Consider the following 17,755-nt stretch of genomic DNA (forward strand, 5'->3'; position numbering starts at 1 on the left):
CCCTCACAACCTATAAAAGCACCACAGAATCTGCGACACTACGTCCGTTAAACTCCGGTTTACAACACGCTTTCACGGATGCGGTCGCACAGTCCACTATAGCGTTTCTGCTGTGACGTGTTCTGGATCATCTGATTGAAGGTTGTATCATTTCCAACGAGTGTGACGCATTTTCTTGCCCTCGTCACAGCCGTATATAACAGATTCCGGTTCATAAGCATTGATGGTCCACTGAGCAGAGGGATCACAACAGCCGGATATTCGCTTCCCTGTGATTTATGAATGGTAATGGCGTAGGCAAGTTCCAGCTCATCCAGAAGCTTGTAAGAATACTCTACTTTTCTTCCCTCGTCAAATTCCACGGTCATCGTCTCTGCAAAATCATTGATCTCTGTAATGATTCCCATATCACCGTTGAAGATTCCCATTCCTTTATCCACAGTGAGACCAAATTTCGTGCGGATTTCCCACTCCAATTGATAGTTGTTCTTGGTCTGCATGACTTTATCACCCTCACGGAATACCATATCGCCATGCTCTTTTTCCCGCTTTGATTTATCCGGCGGATTGAGATACTGCTGGAGGATTCCATTCAGTCGTTCCACCCCCAGAAGACCTTTCCGCATAGGTGTAAGCACCTGAATATCATATGGTGTTGCATCCACGAATTTCGGCAGTTTCTGCTTTACTAACTGAAGTACCACATTGATGATGATATCTGCCTCATATCGCTTCAGAAAAAAGAAATCCATGCTTTTATTATCCAGGGAAACCTCTTCCCCACGATTGATCTTATGCGCATTCACAATGATGTCACTCGTCGACGCCTGACGGAAAATTTTTGTCAGCATAACCACATTAAAGGCTTCCGACTGGATGATGTCCTTTAACACGCTTCCCGGTCCGACACTTGGAAGCTGGTTGATATCCCCTACAAGGATCAGTCTTGTTCCCGGTGCGATCGCTTTTAAAAGAGAATTCATCAGCGTTATGTCAACCATTGACATCTCATCAATAATCACAAGGTCTGTTTCCAATGGATTCGTTTCATTACGTTCAAATCCGGCACTTCCCTCCATACCACCATTTAATTCCAGCATGCGGTGAATCGTCCGCGCTTCAAATCCGGTTGTCTCACTCATTCTTTTTGCGGCACGTCCCGTTGGCGCTGCCAGAAAAATGTCCATGCCTTCCATCTCAAAATATCGGATGATCGTATTGATCGTAGTTGTCTTACCTGTACCCGGACCACCTGTGATGACCAAAAGACCGTTTCGTACCGCCTCTTTTACCGCCTGCACCTGATGTTCATCCAACTGCATTCCCGTCTGTTTCTCAATGTTATGGATCCGCTGCTCTATCTCTGCATCAGCTACATCGTAGGCAATATCCAGTTCCCGGAGCATTGTTGCTGTATTTGCTTCCATATAATAAAAAGAAGCTGAATAAATCTGCGTCTGCTCTCCTGACTGCTTCATTATGATTTTTCGGTCAATCGACAAATCCATATAATTTTTTTCGATGATATCTTTGTCGATTCCCAACAATTCACTTGTTTTTGCTGTCAGTTCCTCCTGTGGCAAAAAGGTATGCCCCTCACCAGACGCCTGAAGCAGTGTATACAATATCCCGCTTCGCACACGGAAATCAGAATCCGTCCGTATTCCTGCCTTTGCTGCAATATCGTCCGCTGTCCGGAAACCAACTCCCTCAATATCATCTGCCAGCCGGTACGGATTCTCTTTTAAGATTCCATACACTTCCTGTCCATATTTATTATAAATTTTTACCGCAAGGTTCATAGTAATTCCAAACTGCTGTAAAAAGATCATCGCCTGCCGCAGGTCTCGCTTTTCATTTACCTGACTTGCAATCTCCATTGCCTTCCGCTCGCTGATTCCTTTTACTTCCGCAAGCCGCTCCGGTTCTTCCTCAATGATCCGGAATGTATCTTCCCTAAACCTCCGCACAATACGGGCTGCCATTGCAAGCCCGATTCCCTTGATCGCACCCGATCCAAGGTAGCGTTCGATCGCCTCCTGATCTTCCGGCGCCTTCTCTTCAAAGCTCACCACTTTAAATTGTGTGCCATACGTCGGATGATCGGTATAATCGCCAGTCGCCTCAATATTTTCCCCTTCTGCGATCGTCGAAAAAATGCCGACACAGGTGATCTCATCCTCGCCGCTCACCAGATTGAGTACTGTATAACCATTGTCCGTATTGCGGTATATGATATGCTCCACATATCCTGCTAATTTCTCCATAACTTTCTAATCCATTTCTTTCTATCTGAAACCAAATGATTCGTAAAGTAAAAAGCTGCCGCATTAAGAAATAATCTCTTAAAGCGACAGCCTGTGATTCTTAATTTCTGTCATTCATACCAGACACTGTCTGAGTCCTGCTATGAATGGTATCGTTCTATGTACTCTGATCAATCAATATTATAATTACGTTTCATCTGCTCATACAATGACTGTGTAAAGTTACCACCAACCTGATCAATGAGTTCGTCTGCAATCTTTTCCACTGCAAAATCCATCGTATAATCTGTCATTGTGGATAATGATGCATCTTTCTCCTCATCATCCGGGAGTAAATTCTTTTTTACCTCTTTTATGACTTCTTCTACGAAATAAGATTCAAAATCTTTGCAAACCTGCATCAGTTCATCCGCAGATGTGTCGGAAGATACACCGTTTAATGATTTTTTCAATGCATTGGCATTGTAATTGGTTGTTGCATCTGTATTGGTCGTATTCAGCATGGATGCCATGCTGTCAATTGACATACTCATATTTTTTCAGCCTCCTGTAGAATGTAAAAAACTAACGTTTCAGGTTATTTGCCTGCTCTAACATATCATCGGATGTTGTGATCGCTTTTGAGTTTAACTGATATGCACGCTGTGCCACGATCAGATTTACCATCTCATCTGCTACCTGTACATTTGAGCCTTCCAGATAACCCTGATGGATTTTACTTCTTGTGAGGTTCGCATTGGTTGCTTCATTAAGTGCTGCCCCGGATGCATTTGTCGCTCTCAAAAGATTAGATCCTGCTTTTTCCAAGCCTGCAGGATTGTTAAACTGGCTGAGGCCAATTGTCCGGTTCATACTTACATAAGCACCCGCATTGTTATAATAGCCAACCTGACCATCCGTTGTCACTACCGCCTTCCCAGAATTGACATTATTCGGAAGAACAATGGTGTTTCCATTGGAATCCAGAACCGGATATCCATCGGTATTGGTAAGGGTTGTTCCTGTCGGACCAATACTCCAGTTAAAATTACCATTTCTGGTATAGTAAGTTGTCCCATCTGCCCCTCTCACCTGAAAGAATCCATTTCCTTCGATTGCAAAAGCAGATTTGCTCTCATCCTCGAGCAGCGCACCCTGCGTATAGCTTGTGGTGTTGGACGCAACTCTTGTTCCAAGTCCCACCTGCGCTCCGATCGGTTTTTCCTCACCATTTGCACTTGTCGTTCTGGTCTGAATGGTCTGATATAACAGTGATTTAAACTCTGTCTTCTGGGATTTAAATGCTGTTGTATTGACATTCGCAATGTTATTTGAAATATTATCTACGTTGGTCTGCTGCGCTCTCATTCCGGAAGCTGCAGTATAAAGTGCTCTCATCATAGTCTGATTTCCTCCAACTATACCTTATATTATACTTTTCCCACCTGATTTACGGTCTTGTCCAATGTCTCGTCTACTGTATTGATCACTTTCTGTCCTGCCTGATAAGCTCTTGAGATAGTGATCATCTTTACCATCTCATCCACAACATTCACATTAGAGCCTTCGATACATCCCTGCTGCACCTTTGCATCAGAAGCTGTGATCTGTCCTCCATCCACAAGATCATACAGATTCTCACCATACTTGGAAATATAATTATAATCATCAAAATCAACAACGCCTATTCTTGTAACAAGCTGGTCATTCTGATAAATATTCCCTAACTCATCAATGGTAATCTTCGCATTCGGATTTAACCGGATTCTTGCATTCGGATCGGTATTCTGTGCACCCGCCTGATTCAACACATAATCGCCATCCTTTGTCACCAGATAGCCCTCTGTATTCACGGTAAAAGCTCCATCTCTTGTATACTTCACAGAAGTTTCCCCTGCTTTATTCGTAAAAGCAATTGCAAAAAATCCATTTCCAGCCAATGCCACATCTGTCTCATTGTCCGTCACTTTGATACTTCCCTGATCATAATTGGTATAAGTCTCACCAAGGTGCACACCCATACTGATCACACCAAGTTTTTATTCAGGCCATAAGAAGAGGTATCCTTTATCTTAATTGCCAATTCATCCGCAAACGTCTGCGATGTTGTCCCTTCTTTTTATAGCCATTTGTGTCTGCATTTGCCAGATTATTCGTGAGAACATCTAATCTCTTCTGTTCATTCACCATACCTGTATATGCTGTATATAAGCCTTTGATCATATATTACACCTCGCATCAATCGTTGTGTATCCACCTATCGGACACGTTTTATCCAATATTATATTTCGGTCGATCTGACAGAAAAATTAGCTTAATCGTCATCACGTTTTCCAGATAAAAATTCTACATATTTTCCTGTACCAATCGCAACACATGTCATTGGATCATCTGCTGTCATAGTATTGATTCCGGTCCTGTCCTCGATCAGTTCTTCCAGACCACGAAGCAATGCACCGCCACCGGTAAGTACGATACCGCGGTCTGCAACATCGGCAGCAAGCTCCGGTGGAGTTTTCTCCAATACAGAGTGTACTGCCTCGACGATCTGCAAAGTAGGCTCGCGCAGCGCTTCCTCTGTCTCCTCTGAAGAGACCGTTACTGTCTTTGGAAGACCTGTCACCAGATTACGTCCACGCACATCCATCGTCTCATTCTGTGCTAATGGGAAACATGTTCCAATCTTAATCTTGATATCCTCTGCGGTCCGCTCACCGATCAGAAGATTGTGTTTCTTTCTCATATAGCGGACGATTGCCTCGTCAAAATCATCCCCGGCGATCTTGACTGAAGTACTCACAACTGAGCCGCCCAGAGAAATGACAGCGATATCTGCTGTACCGCCACCGATATCTACGATCATATTACCACAAGGTCTTGCAATATCAATTCCGGCTCCGATAGCTGCTGCGATCGGCTCCTCAATAATAGAAACCTCTCTTGCTCCTGCCTGATAGGTCGCATCCTCAACGGCTTTCTTCTCAACCTCTGTCACACCACTTGGCACGCAGACACTGATTCTTGGCTTGCGGAATGTTTTCTTGCCAAGAGCCTTCTGAATGAAATATTTGATCATCTTCTCTGTAACTGTATAATCCGAGATAACGCCCTGGCGAAGTGGTCTTACAGCAACAATATTCCCCGGTGTTCTGCCGAGCATTAATCTTGCCTCTTCCCCAATGGCTTTGATTTTATTTGTATCACGGTCAAAAGCGACAACAGACGGTTCTTTTAATACAACCCCTTTGCCCTTGATATATACTAATATACTTGCGGTACCCAGATCGATACCAATATCTGTACTCATCATAATTATGATATTCCCCTTTCTGGAATTGTTTGGAATGTATGTCAATATTTTCCTGTATGAGATATACGGAAATACATTAAAAATCACTTTTTTCTTCTGCACTATTAAAATAAGAAGTACGATACTACTCCTATTTTTACATATACAATCTTATTATATACAAAAAGTTATATTTTTCAAAGTTTTTTTCCAGAAAATCCTATTTTTCAAGAAAAATAAGATTTTTTTAATAAATGATGCTTCATAAGATTTTTTTATTTTTTCATCACAAAATGGTCACATTTTCTTTTTATATTATAATAGTACTAGCTAATATGACTTATTAAGTCGGCTAATATAATTTTTCATAACTCATGCTTCTTCGATATCTACGGATATCGGAGGAGCACTCCCCGAAATTTTAAGGTGTCTCATGCGAGACACCTTTTTTGTTATGACGACCGCAAATCTGCAGTGTATCACATCTCTGTCCATTGCAGCAGAATGTACGCTAAGCGTACATCCTGCTATTTACTTCTTAAGATATTTTTTTACATACTGTCCGGTATAGGATCCTTTCACTTTGGCAACTTCCTCCGGTGTTCCTTTGGCGATCACAGTTCCGCCGCCGTCTCCACCTTCCGGTCCCATATCGATGATATAATCAGCAGTCTTGATCACATCCAGATTGTGCTCAATGACGACTACGGTATTACCTCCATCTGAAAGTCTGCGCAGAATCTCGATCAATTTGTGCACATCTGCGAAATGAAGTCCTGTTGTCGGCTCATCCAAAATGTAAATGGTCTTACCTGTGCTGCGCTTGCTGAGTTCTGTTGCAAGTTTGATACGCTGTGCTTCACCACCGGACAGTTCCGTAGATGGCTGTCCAAGTTTTACATAGGAAAGTCCCACATCATATAAAGTCTGGATCTTGCGTTCAATGGACGGCACGTTCTTAAAGAACTCCAATGCTTCCTCCACTGTCATATCCAGCACATCATAAATGTTTTTCCTTTATATTTTACTTCAAGTGTTTCTCTGTTATACCGCTTTCCTTCGCACACTTCACAAGGCACATAGACATCCGGCAGGAAATGCATCTCAATTTTGATAATTCCATCCCCTGAGCATGCCTCACATCGTCCGCCTTTCACATTGAAGCTGAAACGTCCTTTTTTATATCCTTTTGCCTTTGCATCCGGTGTTCCCGCAAAAAGATCGCGGATCATATCGAAGACACCGGTATAAGTCGCCGGATTTGAACGCGGCGTTCTGCCGATCGGAGACTGGTCAATATCAATCACCTTGTCCAGCTGCTCCAGTCCAAGGATATCGTCATGTTCTCCCGGAATGCACCTTGCACGGTTTAAATCCCTCGCCAGATGTTTGTACAAAATCTCATTTGTCAGCGAACTCTTTCCAGAACCCGAAACACCGGTAATGCAGGTCATAACGCCCAACGGAATATCCACGTCGATATTTTTTAAATTATTTTCCCTTGCGCCCTTGATCGTTAGAAAGCCTGTCGGTTTTCTGCGCTCCTTTGGAACCGGGATCTGGATTCTTCCGCTCAGATATGCCCCTGTGACAGAATCCGGGTTCTGCATGATCTCTTCTGCAGTGCCGCACGCAACCACTTGTCCACCATGTGAGCCGGCTCCCGGTCCGATATCCACAATGTAGTCCGCCGCCCTCATCGTATCCTCGTCATGTTCCACAACGATCAGCGTGTTGCCAAGGTCTCTTAAATTCATCAATGCCCCCAGAAGCTTATCGTTGTCTCTTTGGTGCAGTCCGATCGACGGTTCGTCCAGAATATAGGCAACTCCCACAAGACCGGAACCAATCTGGGTTGCAAGACGGATACGCTGTGCCTCACCACCGGACAGTGTTCCTGTCGCTCTCGACAATGACAGATAATCCAGTCCAACCTCATTTAAAAATCCCACTCTTGCACGGATTTCTTTTAAAATCGGGTCGCCGATCAGATGCTGCTGCTTTGTGAGTTCCATCTGATCTACAAATGTCTTAAGATTCTTCACCGACATGGAGGTCATCTCATAAATATTTTTGTCCGCAACCGTTACTGCGAGGGATTCCGGTTTCAGACGCTGTCCATGGCAGGCTTCACACGGCGTGATACGCATAAACTGTTCATACTCTGCTTTCATCGTCTCAGAGGAAGTCTCACGGTATCTTCTCTGCACATTGCGGATCAGACCGTCAAATGCGACATCATACACGCCCTCACCGCGCTGTCCTTTATAGCGTACTTTCAGTTCTTTTCCGTGTGTTCCATTGATCAAAACATCTTTTATCTCATCCGGATATTCCCGGAACGGTGTATCCAGTGAAAAATGATATTCTTCCGTCAGCGCTTTTAAAATCGCATAGGTGAAGCTGCTCTTATCAGTGCAGGACTGCCAGCCCATCACCTGGATTGCCCCCTCCGAAATGCTCAACCTCTTATCCGGGATCATCAGATCAATGTCAAACTCCATTTTATATCCAAGTCCAAAGCAGGTCGGACACGCACCAAACGGATTGTTGAAAGAGAAGCTTCTCGGCTCCACTTCATCAATACTGATACCGCAGTCCGGGCATGAAAAACTCTCAGAAAACTGAATTGGTTCTCCATCGATCACATCCACGATCATCAATCCATCTGCCAGCTGCAGTACATTCTCAATGGAATCTGTCAGTCGTTTTTCGATCCCCGGTTTTACCATAAGACGATCCACAACAATCTCGATGTTGTGCTTTTTATTCTTCTCTAACTTGATCTCCTCAGACAGTTCATAGAGATTTCCATCTACAACGACACGGACATAACCGCTTCGCTTTGCCTGCTCAAAAAACTTCTGATGCTCCCCTTTTCTTCCTCTGACCACCGGTGCTAAAAGCTGGATTTTAGTACGCTCCGGCAGCTCCATGATCTGATCGACCATCTGATCGACCGTCTGTTTTTTGATCTCTTTTCCACACTTTGGACAATGTGGTACTCCGATCCTTGCATAAAGCAGCCGGAAATAGTCGTAGATCTCCGTGACCGTTCCGACCGTTGACCTCGGATTCCGGTTTGTGGATTTCTGATCGATGGAAATTGCCGGAGAAAGCCCTTCGATTTTCTCAACATTTGGTTTTTCCATCTGTCCTAAAAACTGTCTTGCATAGGAGGACAATGACTCCATATACCGTCTCTGTCCCTCCGCATAAATTGTGTCAAACGCAAGAGATGATTTACCGGAACCGGAAAGTCCGGTCAGCACAACAAATTCATCTCTCGGAATATCCACATCAATATTCTTCAAATTATGTTCATTCGCACCGCGTATCTTGATGTATTTGCGGTTCTCTGATGTTTTCATATATCTGCACCCTTCTATATTTTATTAAGCAATTGCCCTTCCACCTTATTATAAATCCTGAAGCATTGTTTTCAATTGCAGCATCTGGTCGCGGTATTCTGCTGCCGCCTCGAAGTTCAGATCTGCCGCTGCTCTCTGCATTTTCTTCTGAATATCTGCGATCAGCTTCGTCAGTTCCTCCTTGTTCATGGACTCCGGATCTTTCTTGAAGTTCAGTTCCTCCTGTGCCACTTTCTTAGATACACTGATCAGATCACGGACAGACTTCTGAATTGTTTTCGGCGTGATGTTGTGTTCTTTATTATATTCCTGCTGGATCCTGCGTCGCCGTTCTGTCTCGTCGATCGCATTGCGCATGGAATCGGTAATCTTATCCGCATACATGATGACATGTCCCTCGCTGTTACGCGCCGCACGTCCAATGGTCTGGATCAGGGATGTCTCAGAACGTAAGAATCCCTCTTTGTCTGCATCCAGAATCGCCACAAGTGTGATCTCCGGAATATCCAGTCCTTCCCGGAGCAGATTAATTCCAACCAGAACATCAAACACATCCAGACGCAGATCACGGATAATCTCTGCACGCTCCAGAGTATCAATATCCGAATGCAGATATTTTACACGGATACCGAGTTCTTTCATATAGTCCGTCAGATCTTCTGCCATTCTTTTGGTCAGAGTTGTGATCAAAACCTTATGCTTCTTTGCCGTCTCTTTATTCACTTCTCCGATCAGATCATCAATCTGTCCCTCTACCGGCCGGACTACCACCTCAGGATCAAGCAGACCGGTTGGCCGGATAATCTGCTCTGCACGGAGTAACTCATGCTCATCTTCATACGTATTTGGTGTCGCGGAAACAAAAAGCATCTGGTCAATTTTACTCTCAAACTCTTCAAAATTCAAAGGTCTGTTATCTTTTGCAGAAGGAAGTCTGAATCCGTAATCAACAAGCGTTGATTTTCTGGACTGGTCACCCGCATACATTCCTCCGATCTGTGGAATCGTGATATGCGACTCATCCACAATGATCAGGAAGTCGTCCTTAAAATAGTCCATTAATGTATGTGGCGTTGCTCCCGCCGGAAGTCCTGCAAGATGTCTTGAATAATTTTCAATACCACTGCAGAATCCTGTTTCTTTCAACATCTCAATGTCAAAATTGGTTCTCTCTGCGATACGCTGTGCCTCCAGCAGCTTGTCCTCCCCCTTGAAATACTTTACGCGCTCTTCCATTTCTGCTTCGATATTCACACAAGCCTTCTGAATCTTTTCCATCGGAACAACATAGTGTGAAGCAGGAAAAACTGCAAAATGTTCCAGACTGCACTTGACTTCCCCTGTCAGCACATCGATCTCGGTGATCCGGTCAATCTCATCTCCGAAAAATTCCACCCGGATCGCCGTATCACTGTAGTTTGCCGGAAAAATCTCTACCGTGTCACCGCGCACACGGAATGTACCACGGTGAAAATCCATGTCATTTCTTGTGTACTGGATATCGACCAGTGCACGGATGACCTCATCTCTGTCCTTCTCCATTCCCGGACGCAGAGAAACCATCATTCCAAGGTAGTCCTCCGGGCTGCCCAGACCATAGATACAGGAAACCGAGGCGATCACGATCACATCTTTACGCTCTACGAGTGCCGCCGTGGCAGACAAACGCAATTTATCAATCTCCTCATTAATCGCAGAATCCTTGGCAATATAAGTGTCCGTCTGTGGTACATAAGCCTCCGGCTGATAATAATCGTAATAGGAGACAAAGTACTCCACTGCATTCTCCGGGAAGAACTCCTTGAACTCACCGTAAAGCTGCGCCGCCAGTGTCTTATTGTGCGAAATGATGAGAGTCGGCTTATTCAGCTGTGCGATGACGTTCGCCATCGTGAAGGTCTTACCGGAACCGGTCACACCGAGCAAAGTCTCGAACTGGTTGCCTTCCTTGAAGCCTCTTACCAGTTCTTCGATCGCCTGCGGCTGGTCACCGGTGGGTTGGTATGGGGCATGTAATTTGAAGATTTGTTGTTCATTTTGCACAAAAATCACCTCCGGGGGTTATCTTAATAAAGTATGGTATATTTTCTGAGGGAATATACGGACGAATGTCTCTTAAGAATATAACACAATTTTGAAAATTTGTATAGGCTTTATCCGAACATTAGTTCTGATAAAAATATAGAGCATTCAGCCTCTTTTGAATCTGAATGCAGATTATCTGTTAAAATGATTGCCTCACTTTCTCCCAGATCTAATCCCGTAACTCTCCGGATAATATCTACAGATTTGTCATCTTCTATTTGCACCACACGAATATATGGACAATTTCTTATTTCCTCCGCTTCTAATGCAAACCTTTTGTTTGACGTCAGTTCATCAAAAACTGCCTGTGGTATCTGAACTTCCCCGAAATATTTATCCAGTAAATCCAAATGTCCAACTTTTAAGAGTGAAATTAATGGTGTTGTATCAGAAACAACTATCATACAGTCACCCCGCTTAACCCTAATGACTTAAATGTTTCCAGATCCTTATCTAATTCATCCATTGTCTGATCAAAATAGCAGAATCCCATCTTTCCATATAAATCAATCAAATCTAATTTTGAAATTCCCAAGATTTCCGCTGCTCTTCCATTGGATATCTTCTTCTGTAATACATATGGATACAATAACAGTGCATTTCTCTGCAATTCATCTTCTGCATTTTTTTCTGTAACATATGGTTTCATTGCTTCTGGTATGTGTATTTCTATTGTTGTATATAACATATATCTGCACTCCTTTCAAAACGATTTGTGTCTATTACTATTATATCCTCTCGTATTTTTTCTTACAACTACAATTTCACTCTTTTATTCTGGCATTCGTTCTTTTTCTATGTGTAAAAACAGAGCATTCAGACTCTTGTGAATCTAAATGCTCTGCACATTTTATTTCTATTCTGCAAATCTTCCACAGCACTGTTTGTATTTCTTTCCAGAACCGCATGGACACGGATCGTTTGGATAAATCTTTGCTGCTGCACGTTTCTTCGGTTCAGCAGGAGCTGAATCATCCTTGTTCGTTCCGGTTACTTTTGCAACCTGCTCACGTTCTACTTTCTGTTCAATCTTCACATGATATAACAGGCGGATCGTATCTTCCTGAATATTGGCTGTCATCTCATCAAACATATCGAATCCTGCCATCTTGTACTCAACAAGCGGATCTCTCTGTCCATATGCCTGAAGTCCGATACCCTGACGAAGCTGATCCATGTCATCAATGTGATCCATCCATTTTTGGTCAATCACTTTCAATAAGACAACTCGCTCTAACTCACGGAACTGTTCCGGTTCAGGGAACTCTGTCTCTTTTGCTTCATATAACTTCACTGCTTTCTCTTTCAGGAGATGCTTAAGTTCCTTGTTATTCCTGATATCAGCAATCGTTTCTTCCGTTATAGGTTCCAGAGGAATGATAGGAAGCAGTAACTGATTCAGTTCATTTAAATCCCACTCATCTTTTGGAATCTCAGAAGAAATACAGGTGTCCACACAACTCTCTACGCGGTCTGTGATCATCTTGAAAATCGCATCTCTCATGCTCTCTCCATTTAACACGCGCAGACGCTCTTTGTAAATAATCTCTCTCTGATCATTCATAACCTGATCGTACTCCAACAGATTCTTTCGGATTCCGTAGTTATTAGCCTCAATCTTCTGCTGTGCTTTCTCGATGGCAGAGGTAAGCATCTTGTGCTGGATCTGTTCATTTTCCGGAACACCAAGTGCATTGAACACATCCATCAGTTTATCAGAGCCAAAGAGTCTCATCAGATCATCTTCAAGTGAAATGAAGAACTGTGATTCTCCCACATCTCCCTGACGTCCGGAACGACCGCGAAGCTGATTGTCAATACGTCTTGATTCATGACGTTCCGTACCAATGATCTTTAAACCGCCTGCTGCTCTTGCGTCGTCATCAAGCTTAATATCCGTACCACGGCCTGCCATGTTTGTCGCGATTGTAACTGCTCCATGCTGTCCGGCACCTGCTACGATCTCAGCCTCCAGTTCGTGGAACTTCGCATTTAATACAGTATGAGGGATTCCCTCTCTTTTTAACATGCCGCTGAGTAACTCAGAAGTATCAATGTTGATCGTACCAACCAGTACCGGCTGTCCTTTCTCATGTGCCTTCTTCACTTCCTCGACAACTGCACGATATTTTTCTTTCTTGGTCTTATATACGGCATCATGATGATCGATACGCTGGACCGGTTTATTGGTCGGGATTTCAATAACGTCCATACCGTAAATATCACGGAACTCCTTTTCCTCTGTGAGTGCTGTACCAGTCATACCGGCCTTTTTGTCAAATTTGTTAAAGAAGTTCTGGAATGTGATCGTTGCAAGCGTCTTGCTCTCACGTTTTACTTTTACATGCTCCTTCGCTTCGATCGCCTGATGAAGTCCGTCTGAATAACGGCGTCCCGGCATAATACGTCCGGTAAATTCATCAACGATCATGACCTCGTTATCTTTTACCACATAGTCCTGATCGCGGAACATCAGATTATGTGCTCTCAGAGCAAGGATCACATTGTGCTGGATCTCAAGGTTCTCTGCATCTGCAAGGTTATCAATCTTGAAGAACTGCTCAACCTTTTTCACACCTTCCTGTGTCAGGTTGACAACTTTGTCCTTCTCGTTGACAACAAAGTCTCCTGTCTCTTCCTGTTCAATACCCATGATGGCATCCATCTTGGAGTACTCCGGCACATCCTCACCACGTTTTAACTGTGTTGCGAGAATATCGCACGCTTCATATAGCTTGGTGGATTTACCACTCTGACCGGAAATGATCAGTGGTGTTCTCGCCTCGTCGATCAATACTGAGTCGACCTCATCGATGATGGCATAATGCAATCCACGCTGAACAAGCTGCTCTTTGTAGATCACCATGTTATCTCTCAGATAATCGAAACCAAGTTCGTTATTTGTAACATAAGTAATATCACAGTTATATGCTTCCCTGCGCTCATCGTTCGTCATGGAATTTAACACGACACCGACTTTCAGTCCAAGGAATTCATGAACCTGTCCCATCCACTCAGAATCTCGTTTTGCAAGGTAATCATTGACGGTTACGATGCAGACACCTTTGCCTTCCAGTGCATTCAGGTATGCCGGCAGTGTAGAAACAAGTGTCTTACCTTCACCGGTCTTCATCTCTGCAATACGTCCCTGGTGAAGAATGATACCACCGATAATCTGTACGCGGTAATGCTCCATGCCGAGCACACGTTTTGCTGCTTCACGAACCGTTGCAAATGCTTCCGGCAAAAGATCATCCAAAGTCTCGCCCTTTTCCAGACGCTCTTTATATTCTTTTGTTTTGTTTCTTAATTCTTCATCGGAAAGTTTCTGCATAGAGTCACGATAAGACTCTACTTTGTCAACAAGCGGATAGATTCTTTTCAGCTCTCTCTCGCTGTGTGTCCCGAAGATTTTTGTCAATGCTCCCATAAAAACTCCTATTCCTGTCCCGGCTCTGTTATTTGAAAAATTTCTGTCATTTATGCAGAAACCTCGCACGGTATCGCTATTGTAACACTTTTTAGGCTTCACCACAACAAAAATAGGCGTAAACGATTTGTGAATTTTTTATTAACTGAAAATTATCCTGTCGGATTTATGTATACATAATTTAATTGCCGTCCTCCGCAGCAAAATAGCAAGTGTTTTACTGCTAAGCCAACAGTAACCCTCCGCAAACAGATATCTTTATTTTTTTATATTATGTACATATTTTTAATTATAAGCTATAATTCTATTGCAAGATGATGAAGATACTCTTATCCCCTATTATTTATGAAAGGTGGTGTTCTAATGACTTTACCACAGGAAAGAATCTATACTACAGATGATATTTATAACCTCCCGGATGGGGAACGCGCCGAACTGATCGATGGTCAAATCTATTACATGGCTCCACCCACACGCAGACATCAGCTTATAGCCGGCAATCTCTTTACCATCATTAACACCTATATAAAATCAAGAGGGGGTTCGTGTGAGCCATATATCGCTCCATTTGCCGTTTTTCTAAATGCAGATGACAAAAATTATGTTGAACCGGATATAAGCGTCATCTGCGACAAATCCAAACTCACAGATAAAGGCTGCAATGGTGCACCAGATTGGATTATAGAAATAGTATCATCTGGCAGCAGACGAATGGACTATTACACAAAACTATTCAAATACCGTACTGCTGGTGTTCGTGAATACTGGATTGTTGATCCAGACAAAAAACGGATTACTGTATACGATCTGGAACATGGGGATATTGACGAATACTCATTCTCAGATACGATTAACGTAGGAATCTATCCAGATTTATGTATCGACTTTAACAATATAAACAACTAACTCATGCCCCGGTATAACATCCGGGGTATTTTGATTTTCCAAAAAAAGAACTTGTCGAACACTTCCGGGATGATATATAATGTATGGAATCGTATCATCAAAAGAGGAGGTCTGCATATATTATGAAGTATGTATACAAAACAAAAGGTACATGTTCCACTCTGATTGAGTTGGAATTAGAGGGAAATATTGTTCACAATGTAAAATTCACCGGTGGATGTAATGGAAATCTTCAGGCAATTCCAAAGCTTGTGGAAGGTCTTACCGTTGAGCAGGTAGAACAGAAAATCGGTGGAATTTCCTGCAACGGACGCGGAACTTCCTGCGGAGACCAGCTTGCCAAAGCCTGTCGCGAAGCCTATGAAGCAGAGCAGAAATAAACCGGAGTTTCACTAGCATAGTGTCGCAGATTCTGTGGTGCTTTCTTAGGGCTTGAAGGGCAGATATAAGCGTCCTCTCGCAAGTCGTGATTTTATAGGTTTATGAAAAGAAAAACGGTACAGACGAAATATGATGTTCCTGCTCGCCGGGCATTCCGACAAGCCTCTGAAGAGTCTTGTCTCCATGGCTCACAAAGGAAATCATATTTGTCTGCACCGTTTTTCTTTCATTTACGTTACGAATGACTTGCGAGAGGACGCTTATATTTGCCCAATCAACATCATGAATCGCACCACAAAATCTGCAATTTACGTTATGGAACTCACGGTCAGGGGATGAGTGCCTATATTGGGTTCTGCCGCACGTAATCTAGAATGACGGGTTTTCACAACTTATCTTCTAATTGCTCTCTGCGTCATTTTCCACATCATTTTTCCCATATAGAGCGGATAACAATAACATAATTTCATTTGTAATGATTGACTGAAAGAATGACAGATTACGAATTTCTTTGACCAAACATGATCAGCAAGTCCCTTTCCTATTTTTTCAGCATCGGCCATAAATTCTTTGGGTACGGGAAGTTCTGAAGAAGATGCTGTATTTGTAAGTGGCGGGTGCATAATATGGAATGTTATTCCATAATCTTGGTTTTCAATCTCAAGACATTTGGCAAGAGATTCTATTGCACCTTTTGAAGACGCATAAGGTGATATATTACCGAAGCCTGTAACCCCAACACCGGAACTGGTAAATATGATTCTACCCTCTTTCTTCTCACGCATAAATGGGAGAATTAATTTTGAAAGTCTTAATGCTCCAAAATAATTGACATCCATTACTTTTTTGTATACTTCGTAACCTGTATCTTGCTCATTAGCAAACGTACAAAGGCACGCATTGTGAATTGCTATATCTACATTTCCAAATTCTTTGATTGATTTTTTATGCCCTCTGATAATGAATCCTCATCTGTTGCATCCGATCTGATAATGAGAAGAGAATTCTGATACCTCTTTTTTAATTCACTTATGTGGTCGTCTTGAATGTCCAAAACCGTCACGTTGTTTCCCTTTTCCAGTAAACGAATTGCCATGTAATAACCAATGCCCCGATTAGCGCCTACAATTAATATATTTGACATATTCAATCCTCCTGAAACATTCTATTGATATATGTGAAAGTTTCTTCACTAAAAGCTTCTTTTTTTGTTTTTGTCAATTTCCCATTTAATAAATATTTAAATGTAAGCATTGTAATACTTGCAAAAAAATCATTACTAACTTTTATTGCTTGTTGTTCACTCAAAATTCCAAGCTTGCTAAGCATCATAAATGATTGTGTTTGAATTTTATGAGGGAGTTCAAATAGATAACGTTCATACAACATTCTCATATTTTCGTTATGAAATTGTTCGATCATCATAAAGCGCATCATTTGATTACAAAATGTATCAAATAAATATTGTTCAAAATAAAACTCCCGTAGCCAATCCCATGAAAATGCGTTAACATTATGTGAATCAGACATTGATGCCTGCAACATATCTGTAAGTTCTTTCATATGGCTCTCAAACTTTTCTACAAGTGAGTCTAAAATATCTTGTTTATTTTTGAAATGATAGTAAATAGAGCTTTCTTTTATATTCACAGCTTTTGCAATATCTCTTATTGATACAGAATCATAACCTGATTTAGCAAACATATCCAACGCCTTTTTTAAAATAAGTTCTTTTGTTTCCATAGCGTCTCCTTGCACCTAACAGTTGTTAGATGCATTTTATCTAACAATTGTTAGGTTGTCAAGAAAAAATGTATTATTTCGTTCAAAGCCATATTGTTTTTATTCTTTTCAGTTCCATATTCTTACCATTCGGACAAGAAGTATCCCTCGCTCAAAGAGATTTGTCAATTTCAAGTATACAATTCTTTAGTAAACAAATCATTCTATTTTATTCTATTAAAATTTATTTAAAGAAGTCCTAATTCATTTATTTCAAGGATGCAGATTGAGTTTTGACCTTATCTTATAGGCACTCCTCCAATAA

General features: G+C 42.2%; 11 protein-coding genes and 3 pseudogenes. 2 read left to right on the top strand and 12 right to left on the bottom strand.

Features of this window, described 5'->3' with window-relative positions; translation table 11 throughout:
* Positions 1 to 59 precede the first annotated feature (59 nt).
* The 10 genes and pseudogenes from recD2 to secA all read right to left on the bottom strand — a co-directional run bounded on the left by recD2 (position 60) and on the right by secA (position 14,421).
* Complete coding sequence (recD2, locus tag ROSEINA2194_RS13145; protein ID WP_007887994.1) at positions 60 to 2,267, bottom strand: SF1B family DNA helicase RecD2; 2,208 nt, start codon at positions 2,265 to 2,267, stop codon at positions 60 to 62.
* A gap of 170 nt (positions 2,268 to 2,437) precedes the next feature.
* Entirely contained in the window at positions 2,438 to 2,800 is a 363-nt protein-coding gene (locus tag ROSEINA2194_RS13150) for a hypothetical protein (RefSeq protein ID WP_007887995.1), read from the bottom strand.
* Between the two features lie 31 nt (positions 2,801 to 2,831).
* Positions 2,832 to 3,647 carry a flagellar hook-basal body protein gene (locus tag ROSEINA2194_RS13155; protein ID WP_007887997.1) on the bottom strand — a complete coding sequence of 272 codons (816 nt, stop codon included), beginning with the start codon at positions 3,645 to 3,647 and terminating at the stop codon, positions 2,832 to 2,834.
* A 29-nt stretch (positions 3,648 to 3,676) separates the two neighbouring features.
* Positions 3,677 to 4,469, bottom strand: a pseudogene (locus tag ROSEINA2194_RS13160) (flagellar hook-basal body protein).
* Positions 4,470 to 4,560: 91 nt separating this feature from the next.
* Entirely contained in the window at positions 4,561 to 5,556 is a 996-nt protein-coding gene (locus ROSEINA2194_RS13165) for a rod shape-determining protein (RefSeq protein ID WP_007888000.1), read from the bottom strand.
* A 510-nt stretch (positions 5,557 to 6,066) separates the two neighbouring features.
* Positions 6,067 to 8,906 (bottom strand): annotated as a pseudogene (uvrA, locus tag ROSEINA2194_RS13170) (excinuclease ABC subunit UvrA).
* 48 nt (positions 8,907 to 8,954) lie between these two features.
* Positions 8,955 to 10,958: an excinuclease ABC subunit UvrB gene (uvrB, locus tag ROSEINA2194_RS13175; protein WP_007888010.1), complete on the bottom strand. Its 2,004-nt coding sequence runs from the start codon at positions 10,956 to 10,958 to the stop codon at positions 8,955 to 8,957.
* 101 nt (positions 10,959 to 11,059) lie between these two features.
* Positions 11,060 to 11,395, bottom strand: a complete 336-nt coding sequence (locus ROSEINA2194_RS13180; protein WP_007888013.1) for a PIN domain-containing protein — start codon at positions 11,393 to 11,395, stop codon at positions 11,060 to 11,062.
* Positions 11,392 to 11,679, bottom strand: coding sequence for a UPF0175 family protein (locus ROSEINA2194_RS13185; protein WP_007888025.1), 288 nt, complete (start codon positions 11,677 to 11,679; stop codon positions 11,392 to 11,394). The genes ROSEINA2194_RS13180 and ROSEINA2194_RS13185 overlap by 4 nt, the downstream gene beginning before the upstream one ends.
* A gap of 168 nt (positions 11,680 to 11,847) precedes the next feature.
* A complete protein-coding gene (gene secA, locus ROSEINA2194_RS13190) occupies positions 11,848 to 14,421 on the bottom strand; it encodes a preprotein translocase subunit SecA (RefSeq protein ID WP_007888033.1) in 2,574 nt (857 codons plus the stop codon).
* Positions 14,422 to 14,784: 363 nt separating this feature from the next.
* Here secA and ROSEINA2194_RS13195 point away from each other — a divergent pair, with 363 nt between their 5' ends.
* Positions 14,785 to 15,327: a Uma2 family endonuclease gene (locus tag ROSEINA2194_RS13195; protein WP_044928052.1), complete on the top strand. Its 543-nt coding sequence runs from the start codon at positions 14,785 to 14,787 to the stop codon at positions 15,325 to 15,327.
* A gap of 122 nt (positions 15,328 to 15,449) precedes the next feature.
* Positions 15,450 to 15,707 carry a TIGR03905 family TSCPD domain-containing protein gene (locus tag ROSEINA2194_RS13200; protein WP_021922208.1) on the top strand — a complete coding sequence of 86 codons (258 nt, stop codon included), beginning with the start codon at positions 15,450 to 15,452 and terminating at the stop codon, positions 15,705 to 15,707.
* Between the two features lie 393 nt (positions 15,708 to 16,100).
* Here the strand turns inward: ROSEINA2194_RS13200 and ROSEINA2194_RS20505 are convergent.
* Together ROSEINA2194_RS20505 and ROSEINA2194_RS13215 are read right to left on the bottom strand one after the other, a co-directional pair.
* Positions 16,101 to 16,852 (bottom strand): annotated as a pseudogene (locus tag ROSEINA2194_RS20505) (SDR family NAD(P)-dependent oxidoreductase).
* 2 nt (positions 16,853 to 16,854) lie between these two features.
* Complete coding sequence (locus tag ROSEINA2194_RS13215) at positions 16,855 to 17,451, bottom strand: TetR/AcrR family transcriptional regulator (RefSeq protein WP_044928053.1); 597 nt, start codon at positions 17,449 to 17,451, stop codon at positions 16,855 to 16,857.
* Between the last annotated feature and the right edge of the window lie 304 nt (positions 17,452 to 17,755).

The sequence above is a fragment of the Roseburia inulinivorans DSM 16841 genome, from assembly GCF_000174195.1.
GTDB lineage: Bacteria > Bacillota > Clostridia > Lachnospirales > Lachnospiraceae > Roseburia > Roseburia inulinivorans.